The sequence below is a fragment of the Microbulbifer epialgicus genome, from assembly GCF_041447265.1.
GTDB lineage: Bacteria > Pseudomonadota > Gammaproteobacteria > Pseudomonadales > Cellvibrionaceae > Microbulbifer > Microbulbifer epialgicus.
In genome coordinates, this window is sequence record NZ_JBGMEK010000060.1 from 14,941 (window position 1) to 27,011 (window position 12,071).

The 12,071-nt window shown below is 40.0% G+C and carries 5 protein-coding genes; all 5 read left to right on the forward strand.

What is annotated here, in order from left to right; translation table 11 throughout:
- Positions 1-17 precede the first annotated feature (17 nt).
- The gene (locus ACCI49_RS18540; RefSeq protein ID WP_371840649.1) at positions 18-7,382 is read left to right on the forward strand and encodes a non-ribosomal peptide synthetase; all 7,365 of its coding nucleotides are present in this window, start codon (positions 18-20) and stop codon (positions 7,380-7,382) included.
- A 76-nt stretch (positions 7,383-7,458) separates the two neighbouring features.
- Positions 7,459-8,712, forward strand: coding sequence for an MFS transporter (locus ACCI49_RS18545; protein ID WP_371840650.1), 1,254 nt, complete (start codon positions 7,459-7,461; stop codon positions 8,710-8,712).
- 66 nt (positions 8,713-8,778) lie between these two features.
- Positions 8,779-9,636, forward strand: coding sequence for a carbon-nitrogen hydrolase family protein (locus ACCI49_RS18550; protein ID WP_371840651.1), 858 nt, complete (start codon positions 8,779-8,781; stop codon positions 9,634-9,636).
- Between the two features lie 1,297 nt (positions 9,637-10,933).
- Positions 10,934-11,437, forward strand: coding sequence for a GNAT family N-acetyltransferase (locus tag ACCI49_RS18555; RefSeq protein WP_371840653.1), 504 nt, complete (start codon positions 10,934-10,936; stop codon positions 11,435-11,437).
- 343 nt (positions 11,438-11,780) lie between these two features.
- Positions 11,781-12,071, forward strand: a 291-nt coding sequence (locus ACCI49_RS18560) for a helix-turn-helix domain-containing protein (protein ID WP_371839882.1), incomplete at its 3' end; no start/stop codon positions are given.

Consider the following 12,071-nt stretch of genomic DNA (forward strand, 5'->3'; position numbering starts at 1 on the left):
TTATCCAGGGAAGTAAAATGTCTAAGTATTTTGTACATAGAAAGTTTTCTGATATAGCTAACCAGTTTTCTGATAATGTTGCAATTTCAGAAAGTCATCGTCAGATCAATTATCAAGACCTAAACACTTATTCCAATCAATTAGCTCATTATATTAGTGAGCATTTAATCCAAAAAGGAGGTTCGATTGGACTTTTTTTACCTAAAAGTATTGAGTATATTTTAGGAGTACTTGCTGTCCTTAAAAGTGATCAAACTTTTTTACCGCTATCTAATCAGTTGCCCAATGAGCGCCTTAAAGATGTACTAAATAAATCGCAGCCGGAAATTATTTTAACTACCAGTTTACTTGCCAGCGAATTGAGGATGGTGCTTCAGGAAATTGGTTGCGGTAATATAAATATTAAAGCATTTGATTATGAATGCGAACTTGGTGTGAGCGCTGAAGTAGGTGATACTACAGAGACAACTTTATTATCTAACTATCCAAAGACTGCTCCATCGATGGAGGCAACGCCTGAAGACAGTAGTTATATTATGTTTACTTCTGGCACTACAGGTAATCCAAAAGCCATCGTCGGTAATCATAAGTCTCTTAGTCATTTTATACACTGGGAAATCAACGAATTTACCAGTAAGCGCCCTCATCGTGTGGCACAGTTAGCACCGATCACCTTTGATGTGAGCTTGCGGGATATCTTTTTACCTTTATTGACTGGCGGTGTTTGTTGTATCCCGGAGGTTGATGTCCAGTTGGATGCTAGACGGTTATTAGAGTGGATTATATCTGAAAGAATTAGCTTGATTCATTGTGTTCCATCCATCTTTCGACTTTTAACGAATGAACTAGAGGCTGTTAGCAATAGTCAGGAAGAAAATGAGGAAAATTTAAAGCATTTAGAATACATTCTACTTGCTGGTGAGCCATTGTTAGGTCGTGATGTTAACCGTTGGTTTTCATTAGCAGGTAGAAGCGTCGATTTAGTTAATCTCTATGGTCCATCTGAGACGACTTTAGCTAAGTTGTTTTATCGTATTGAAACATCTATTAATGAACCAAATAGAGTATTGCCTGTAGGTCATCCTATACCCAATACAGCAGTATTGATATTGAAAGATAATAGACTTTGCCGCGTAGGTGAAATTGGTGAAATATATATTAAAACACCTTTTCGGAGTAAGGGTTATCTCAATGATCCACTATTAACGAAGGCCAGTTTTATACAAAACCCCCTAAATCAGGTCAGTGAAGACATTATATACAAAACGGGAGATTTAGGCAGGTATCAAGTTGACCACAGTGTTGAGGTACTTGGTCGCCTTGATCGACAGGTAAAGCTAAATGGTATTAGAGTCGAGCTAAACGATCTAGAAGGTCACATTCTCAATTTACCTGAGATTGATCAGTGTTTCTTGACTATTTATCGGAATGAAAATCATAGCAGTTTACTGGTGTGCTACTACACTTGCCATCAGGACATATCGATTTCAGAAATAAAATCCTTACTGGCAACGAAACTCAGCTCAAATTTTATTCCAAGCTTAATGATAAAATTAGATAATTTTCCTTTAATGCTTAATGGGAAAATCGACAAAAAGTCTTTACCGAACCCTGCAAGCTATTTGGATGAATTTGAATCTTGTAATGATTATGAATTAAGTACTACTGAGGTGAAACTGAGCGAGATTTGGCGAGTTAATCTTGGTCTTTCTAAGCTCAGCATTCATCACAAATTTTTTGATTTAGGTGGCACATCATTAACTGCTATGAAAACACTGGGTGAAATTTACCGAGAGTTGGAGGCTGAAATTTCAATTCAGGAATTCTATCAAAATGATACTATTTCTGCCCTTGCCAGTCATATAGATCGTGTGCTGAGCACTGCTAATAAAAGTTATCAAGAGATAACTGCGGCACCCACGCAAAATAACTATCCATTGAGTAAGCAACAAAAGAGTCTTTGGCTCAATGAAGCACTTGCGGAACAACCTGGAAGTTACACTATGCCCGGTGCTTGCCAATTAAAAGGGAACTTGAATCTACCGGCTTTTAATATGGCTATTGAAGCTCTGATAAAAAGATATGATCTATTACGTACAATCATTGATCATACTTCGGACGAGCCAGTACAGCATATTCAGGACCATTTAGAGAACCCTCTTCAGGTAATTGACCTAACCAGGAAAATTGAGCCCGAAAAAGAGGCGCAGACATTAATGTTAGAAGATAGTCAGCAGGCGTTTGCGCTAGCTGAGCTGCCGCTTTTTCGTTTGAAATTGTTCGTATTGGGTGAACAAAAATTTTATTTATACTATTGCTTTCACCACCTTATATGTGATGCCTGGTCTTTAGGTATTTTTGGGCAGGAGCTGATATCAGCTTATAGTGCATTTTCTTTAGGTGAAAATTATAGTCCGGAACCCTTGGTGGCTCAATATCATGATTTCTGTTATTGGCAAACATTGCCACAACAGCAAGAAAAACAGGAAGCTCAAAAGGACTATTGGTTGAATCGTTTTTTACATTCAGCTCCAGTACTAAAACTTCCGACGGATTTTCCAAGACCAACACATAAGCGCTTTTCTGGTGCGCAGGAGCAATTTAAGCTAGATGTTGATCTTAGTCGAAAGCTTAATGATATGAGCAATACAAGAGGCTCCGGCTTATTCCCACTTCTAATGTCTATATATCAGGTATTACTGGCTAAATATACTAGAGAGAGGGATATTGTTGTTGGATTTCCCACTGCAGGCCGTGAACATCCGGATCTTGATTCGTTGTTAGGTATGTTTGTTAATACTTTACCTTTACGCAGTCACTGTGATGGTGAGCTCCGTTTTAGCGATTTTTTTGTGCAAACAATTAGTAATGTCAATGATGCCTTATATAATCAATCATATGGGCTTGAGAATTTGGTCAGGGACCTCGATAGACCTAGGGACATGAGTCGTTCTCCATTATTTGATACATTGTTGGTGTTACAAAACTTTCCACAACCAGAGCTAAATACAAATGATTTAAAGCTGTCACTTCTGGAAGTGAAACAAAGTACCTCTTGGTATGATTTAACTCTAAATTGGATGGAAGTAGATGGACAATTACGCTGCAACGTGCTTTATGATACAGATTTGTTTCGGCGAGATACCATAGTTCGTTTAGGGCATCACTTTGGCTTAATCGCGAAGCAGATACTGGAAGATTCGGATTGCTTGATTAGTGAAATCTCCCTGGTTAATGATCAGGAAATTCAGCAGCTTGATCATGACTTTCATCAGGGTTGTAAGCCTGCAAAATTTACCAGCTTACACCGCGGATTTGAATATTGGACACAGGTTAATCCCAATTCCTTGGCACTGATATGCAATAGCGAGCAGTTAACCTATGAAAAGCTGAATCAAGAGGCTAATCAGATAGCCTACTACTTACTTGAACAAGGCGTAGTTCGAGGTAGTATTATTGGTATTCATTTGCCTCGTTCTCCGCTTATGCTCAAATCTATCCTGGCGATATTAAAAATCGGTGCCATTTATATGCCGATTGATCTTAAATATCCTCAGGCACGTAAAGATTATATGATCTCTGATAGTAATATTTCCCATATACTGTCTACTGTGTCCTCAAAAATAGATACTTTGCCTGGTATAAAATGCCTCCAACTTGATACAGTCCAATTGGAGAAGTATAAAACGGATAACCTTATAGACGGACAATTAACAGAGAATCTAGCTTATATCATTTACACTTCCGGCTCTACGGGTAACCCCAAAGGAACTTTGGGTCATCACGAGGGTGTAGTTAATACTGCACATGGTTTCGGTGACTACCTAAATATTGCTCCGGGAGAACGGATATTACAATTTGCCAATTCGTCCTTCGATGGCTCAGTGTTTGAAATCTTCGTTGCATTATTAAATGGTGCTACTCTGGTACTTGTGGATGATGAAACGATCCAGGATATAGATGAGTTTGGACATTATGTAACAAAAAATATTGTTACTATGGCTTTTATGCCTCCTACTTATGTCAGGCAGCTCCACCCAGAAAGACTTCCCAGCTTACACACTCTAATGACATGGGGTTCCCCAACGGACTTTTCCTTAGCGGCGATCTGGTCGGAAAAGCTTAGATATATAAATGCTTATGGACCTACTGAAGTCTCGGCTGTATCAAGTGCATTTGATATCTCCGCAATGTCCCAGAAGGAGTTAAAGCAAGCATACAGGTCCATTCCAATTGGCAAACCTATTGCTAATCTACGTATGGACATTCTAGATGAAAATCATAATATGCAACCTAATGGTATTCCGGGTGAATTATGCATTTCGGGAGTTGGAGTCGGCAGAGGCTATCTCAACAGGGAGGAACAAACTGCCAGAAGTTTTATGAAAAACCCCCTCGCCCCGGAATTAACCATGTATAAAACGGGTGATTTGGCATGTCGTCTACCTGACGGCAATATAGAATTTCTTGGTAGGATAGATGACCAAGTCAAGATCCGAGGTTACCGGATAGAGCCAACCGAAATTGAATATCAGTTACAGCAGCTTGATCAGGTTTCGGATGCTCGAATCTTGGTGAATGGCGAGGCTGGTCAACAATATCTTACGGCCTATTATATTGGAAAGTTGGGGGATGAGAGCATTATCCGCCATACTTTGGCTACCCAGCTCCCCCAATATATGATGCCATCTACTTTTATTGCCTTAGATAAGTTTCCAATGACGCCTAATGATAAAGTTGACAAGTCTGCGTTACATCAACTATCTGCTCGGCAAAAAGAGACTGGAATTGGAAAACAAAGTGATGATGACATTGAAGGAGCAATTGCTGCAGTTTGGCGGAAGCTTCTTGGTGTTGATCATATAAGTGAAGATAAAAGTTTTATTGAGTTGGGTGGTGATTCGATAAAAGCTATTCAAACCGCCGCAGAGTTAAAGAAATTTGGTCTAAAGGTTAAAGCCAGCCATGTTTTACAATACCCGACTATAGAACAACTGAAGTTACATGTTGGTTCTGTTGAGCAAAATAATAATATCCAGGTTCAAGGAGAGGTACCTTTAACGCCAGTACAACACTGGTTCTTTAAAAATTATCAAGGTAATAAAGATAGATGTTTCCAGCACATTCTATTACGTTTTAGTGATAAAATTCATCAAGTAACTATGCAGCAAGCAATGCGCGAAGTTATTAGGCAGCATGATGGCTTGCGATCGGCATTTGTTTATGATTCTATTACTATGCAATGGAAACAGGAAATTTTAGCTAGCGATTTGTTTGTTAATTTGCATAGCATATCGGTAGAAAAAGCAGATCAGAGTTCTATGGCAGTCCATATGAATGCATTGGCTTGTCAGAATTGGCTCAATAAATCCCCACTGTTACAATGTATAGTTTTTAAGTCAGAAACTGGTGATGATCATGTATTCCTTATCGCTCATCATCTTATCGTAGATACTGTTTCATGGTGGATTCTAGTAGAAGATCTTGTAAAAGCCTACGAACAGTTACTTTCCGGGAAAAAAGCGGACTTAGGTGGTAAAACAAGTTCATTACAACAATGGTCTCAACAATTACGCTGCTTTAGTAAGAGTGATTCATTACGGACAGAGCGTGAATTTTGGGATCAGACGGAACAATTTTTACTATCTTCCTTTAAATTACATCAAAAAACAGTACCAGCTGAAACTGGTAAAATAAGCTATACTTTGAGTAAATCCCAGACCAGGATAATGCTGGAAAGAAATTTTCAGCAGAGCATCGCAGTAAATGAATTATTGCTCACTCTGCATGCCAGGTCGATGGCAAAAATATTTGGTCCCAACAGGTATGCTGTGCTGCTTGAAAATCATGGCCGTGAAGAGTGTTTTGAAAATCTGGATGTCAGCCGAACTATTGGTTGGTTCACCAGCCTTTTTCCTTTTGTGTTATCCCAAGATGCTCAGTCATGCCAGTTAGTAAAGGATATCTTTAAGACAAAGAGTCAGCTTCAGCAAGTACCCAATAAAGGCTTAGGCTACGGTGTACTTAAGTATTTGGCCAGCGATGGTACTAAAGGCGAAGTTTACGAGAAAACAAAGCCACAAGTTAGTTTCAATTATTACGGTACTCTAGATCGTAATAAAGAGAATAATCAGATTGTTGATGTATCTAGTTTCGATATACCAGATCTTCGCTCAACATTGCAACACGCTATGGATATCTCCGGAGCAATTATGGGTGGAAAGCTTCATATTGAACTCAATTACGACAAAAGCTACTTAGAAGCGGATGTGGCTCAGCAGTGGTTCGAACACCTTACCAAAGAGCTAATATTCTACATTCATCAAAATATCGAAAGTAGCTCTGCAGAAATGGATCTGACATTTGAGCCATACCTGCAAAAAAATATTGAGAACATACTGGAACAGTATGAGATACCTGGATTGGTGCTTGGCGCACGTTTTCCTAATGGAACAACCACAATCAGCTGCTCAGGTATTACAAATAGCCATACAAACGAGAAGTTAACTAAAGATCACCAATTTAGAATTGGCAGCTTATCTAAGACTTTTGTCGCTACTCTTATTCTACAACTTGTTGATGAGGGCAGGATTTATCTTGATCAGGCTATAGGGGATATTCTTCCCTCAGGTTTGCTCTCTGGCTCAGAGATCGATGAACAGATAACCATCCGGCAACTGCTTAATCATACCTCTGGGTTACAAGACTATATAAAGGGTAGTGATTTTAAGGAGAGTCAACGAAAGCATCCTGAAAAAAAATGGCAGCCGCAGGAGTTACTCCCTTATTTTAATGCCGCTACTAGTCCTTTTACTCCTGGGGCCGATGGACAGTGGCTATATTCCAGTAGCGGTTACATTTTGCTCGGTCTTATCATAGAACAAGTAACCGGTGAACAATTTGAGCAGCAACTATCTTCACGTATCACCCGGCCACTTGGTCTAAAAAACACTCACATGCAGGGTTTTGAGGCAGGCAGGGAGAACCTGGCTACGGGACATGATAGTCAGTGTACGCCCTTAGATGGAAATTGTATTAGTTTCGTATGGGCTGCCGGCGGATTAATTTCTACTGTTGAGGACTTACTTATTTGGCAAGATGCTTTTATCTCAGGGAAGTTATTAAGTCAAAAGATGAAAGAACAGGGCTTTGATTTCATTCAGTTACCAGAGCATGTAAGTTTGGAACAAGATATCCAGGCAGGTTTGGGAGTTTTTAACGTGGAGGGGCGTTTAGGACACATAGGCGACTTGCTGGGTCATGAAGCTGCGATGTTAGCCAATGACGATGTTCAACTGGTTGTATTACTTAATGGAGAAACCAAGCACCCAGCCATGGTATATTCCGGGTCGGTGTTTGAAGCTGTTAGTGAGCTGTTCTAAAGTTCTCTTAATTTTATAGATTTATTCTTACAGTCTAGAGCCCGGTCCATGACCGGGTTGGGGAACATTGTTGAACATGCAACTATCAGATAACCTGGCGAGTCGTAATTTTCTACTGATGTGGTTTGGAAACTTCATCAGCCAGTTTGGTAGCCAGATAGCGTTTATCACATTGATGTTTTGGTTAAAGGAAGAGATAGGCTTAGCGTCGGTTATGGGTTTATCGGCGATGCTATTTTCAATTTTTATAGCCTTGTTTTCTCCACTCGGGGGAGTACTTGCTGATATCTATTCCAGAAAGACCATTATCATATTTAGTGATCTTCTCGCAGGTACGGTTTCATTGATTTTGCCCGTGACTTTCTTTTTTTTTCCTGATCAGAGCTACTTGCTTGTAATATTAGTGCTTTTGATACAGCTGGTCTTAGGTGCTGCCTTAGGTGTATATGATCCCGCTTATTCATCATTACTGTCTAATGTAGTGTCCAAAAAGCAACTTCCGCTTGCTAATGCCATCAAGAGTGCCACTATTCAGGGTTCCATGTTAATTGGGCAGGGTTTAGGGTTATTACTTTATGGGCAGTTTGGTATTATTGCCATTTTAACCGCTAATAGCCTTTCGTTTTATCTGTCCGCCTTGAGCGAATCATGGATTAGCCTTCCGAAGAAGGAGAAAAAGGTTTCAGGTATTCCGCGATCTTCATCACGAATAAAAAAATTTATCCTTGGTGTGAAGGAAGGACTTGAGTATATTAGCAGCCAACCGTCTCTCAAATCTCTATTGATACTCATTGGTGGGGTCTATTTTCTCTCTGGTCCATTCGTCGTCTTATTACCTTTTTATATTGAGCAAACTCTATTTGCTCCCGGTTATTGGTATGGTTATTTGATCGCAGCGTTCGGTGGTGGTGGTTTAATCGGTTATTTGTCATTGCCTTTTTTTAAATCAATTGTTCATGATTGGTCTTTTTTGGGATTCAGTAGTTATCTGATTTTCGGATTTTTGCTTGTTGGGCTTGGATTAAGCAAAAATATTTATTTAACCTTAATTCTGTTCAGCGCCTGTGGATACTCTTTTGGTCTGATCAGCGTTATGATAGAAACGGCAATTTTAACTCATACTCCGGATATAAAGCGTGGCCGGGTAATGAGTATTTATCGAGTGGTAACTCGCCTGACTTACCCCTTAGGCATGCTGGTCTCGGGTGCATTGGCTGATCTTAACCTAATCAGTATTGAGTTAATATTTATTACTTGTGGGGTTTTGGTTCTGGTTTTATCATTACAACAATTTCGAGGTGAGAAACTCAAAACGGCACTGGCTCTCTAAGTTTTCACTATTTATAGATATAATGAACCGAAAATATCGGTTTGGATTTTACAGGGAGAGTAAATTTTGCAGATTAACTTACTACAATGCTGCAGTAGTGCAGACGTTCAAGAAAATCTTTATAAAATAGAATCACAACTCCAAATAATGAGTAAAAAGGTAGATAAAAATGAGAAGCAATTAGTAGTGCTTCCTGAATTTTGTTTGGTTTTCGGCAGAGATGAAGTGAGTCAATCGACTTATGCCGTACCTAGTGATACTAGTCCATTGAAAAAATCCTTATCAGAACTTGCGCGCAAATATAAGATTTACTTGGTGGCGGGAACCATCCCTATTTTAACAAAAGAGAATAGGGTGGTAAATCGTTGTTATTTTTTTAATGATTCTGGTCAGGTTTTAGGTCAGTACGATAAATTACATTTGTTTGACGCGAATATAAAAGATGGTATTCATAGTTATCGGGAGAGTGATACTTTTTGCGGTGGCGATCATATTACTGTTATTGATACCCCTTTTGGGCGAATCGGGTTGGCCGTTTGCTATGATGTACGCTTTGGAGACCTATTTAGGGCTATGCGCTTGGCCGGAGCTGAGTTGATCGCTTTGCCCTCGGCCTTTACCAAACCAACTGGGGAAGCCCATTGGCAGACTCTTATCCAAGCAAGAGCTATTGATAGTCAGTGTTTCTTACTCGCTTCTGCTCAGTGGGGCTCCCATAACCAAGGTGCAAGACATACATGGGGCCAAAGCATGATAGTGGATCCCTGGGGGAAAATCTTGGCACAAAAAGCAAGTGGTGAGGGCTGGGTGCAATCTAGATGTGATTTGTCCTATCTAAATGACATTCGTATGTCTTTACCTGTGGAGGAGCATAATCAATTTAGTCCACCTAAGTTAAGAAACGTAAAGTCCATCAAGATTTAGGTATATAGATTTTCCTAATTATCATCCTTGTGAGCTGTCTGATCTATAGAAGAATCCACCATGGCTTGCAACAAAGTGCAGTTCTAGAGGGGGGCTTAGTTTGAGGTTAGTTCCTTGATGAATACGGTTGAAAAGAGCAGCACTTCGATGCGCTAAGCTTGCTAAGCGGCTTATTTTGCTCTCATTGTGAATGTTGCAAGCATTACAACCTAGCTTACATGCAGCTCAAATAATGTAATCGATGCTGGCGCCAAACATCGATTACTTCTCGTACAACCTTCGACACTATTTTGCTGCCTATTACCACTTGGTTTCTCTGGGGCTTTCTTATCTTCCAAGGTAAGAAGGGTATTTCCTGTATGGAGTTGTCGCACGATCTGGGCAACTCTTATAACACTGCTGGATAAGCAGAAGCTTATGCAGGTCATGTTATCGGTTGATGCCTTCCTTGTTGGTGAAAGTACAAGATGTAGTCAGAGGCGTGGAACCCATGGAAAACTCTCAATGTAACTACTGTTCAGGCTAACAAGAAAGAAAGCTCTCCTCGAATCAAGTTTTCCACTGCTGATGCAGTAGTTATTCAAGATCCGTACTCTGGCCATGGTGGCTGAATAAGTAAGTGGTAATTAACCCAAATCTCTAGATGTAGACAATGCAGGAAAATCGCGCATTTGGTTCGGACTGTCGCACTCTGATAGTTACACAAGGTGTTTACAAGTACGTCTGCCTTTTTCCACGAGCTAAACATCACTCAGTATGTTCGTAGAATAATTCGAACACCAATAATTCTTAAAGATTATGATTTTTCATAGCTCTCAAATTTTTAGGTAAAAGGAGGCCAATTAATGGTCTTACTAAGAAGGGGCTTCTGCGGTATTATTGAGGATGTTGATAGTAATGCAGCCCAGGCATAGTCGCTAAAGATGTTTTCGAGGTAATGTTTGGGGGCCAGAAGGAAAGAATACACTACACTCGAGACTCCCTGTGAATACGTCCCTGTAAGCTCGTAAACGGCATCCACGCCTCATACAGTCCCGAGCGCAGTGTATTCTTTCCTTCCCTCTTTTTAGTAAGCCTCTAGAATATTCTAGGCATACAGTTGATGTGCTTCTATGACATGTTGGCATGTTATCACAAACAGAATCGTGAGCTTTGCGCATAAAATTGGCCATTTGTCCAGTAGGTAATGTGGAGCGCCTGATGCTGCCAAGGTTATTATAAATCGTGTCTTCAACGCTGAATTCACAACAAGTTTCTCGCCATTTACGGCGACATTATTGAGATTGAGAGTTGGGAAATGGAAATTCGAGAATATAGTGATGGTGATTGGAATGATGTTTGGGGGATACTCAAATCGGTATTTCAGGCGGGAGACACTTTCCCAAATAGCCCGGATACTAACGAGCAGGAAGCTTGGGATTATTGGATTAAAAGACCAAAAAATACGTTTGTTGCTATTGTTGCTATTGTTGCTATTGTTGATAGTAAGGTAGTAGGGAGCTATCACCTTAAAGATAATCAATCGGGCTTAGGTTCACATGTCGCAAATGCAGGTTATATTGTTAGTCCGACATTTAGAGGCTTTGGCGTAGGTTATAAGCTCGCACAACATTCCATAGATCATGCTGTTAGCACTGGCTATTTTGCATTGCAATTCAATTTGGTTGTATCCACAAACAATGCTTCAATAGCATTGTGGGATAAATTGGGATTCCAAATTGTCGGTACCTTGCCCAAGGCGTTCAATCATACACAAAAAGGGTTTGTTGATGCTTATGTTATGTTTAAGTGGCTGGTATAGTAAGTAGTTGTATGGGAAGTCTTTACTTTCCGCCAGTTTTGCATATGTTTCATAAATTGCTGTACGACTGGTTGCACTCGCTGTCGCCTTTGGCCCAGACGTTATCCTGCTAGAGGAATTATGAAAATCCGATGATAGATTTTAGTGTTTTGCCGGCATTTTTGATAGCTACATTCTTTCTGGTTATTTCTCCTGGTCCTGATTTATTATTAATTTCTACTTATTCCTCTTCGCGAGGTTTTAAGTCTGGGTTTTTGATATCGGTCGGTATATTTTTGGCGGGTATTGTTCAATCATTGTTAGTTATTAACCCGGTGGCTCTATAGTTCTGTATAATACCCAAATGGATATTATTGATGCAAGAAAATTACCCGCTTCCGCGCAGGAAGAGAAACGCCGAACTGCCGTAAAGCTTTGGAAGAAATCAGAGTCTATAGCAGAAATTGCACGGACACTGGATGTCTCCAGTCGAGCAGTACAAAATTGGATCAATGCTTATAGAGCTGGGGGCTTCAAAGCATTGGCCGCTAAAAAGCGCGGCTATCCAGAAGGTATGAACCGCAGGTTAACAGCAGAGCAAGAAAGAAAGCTTCAAAAACAAATCGCAGATGAGCATCCAGATCAGCTCAAGCTT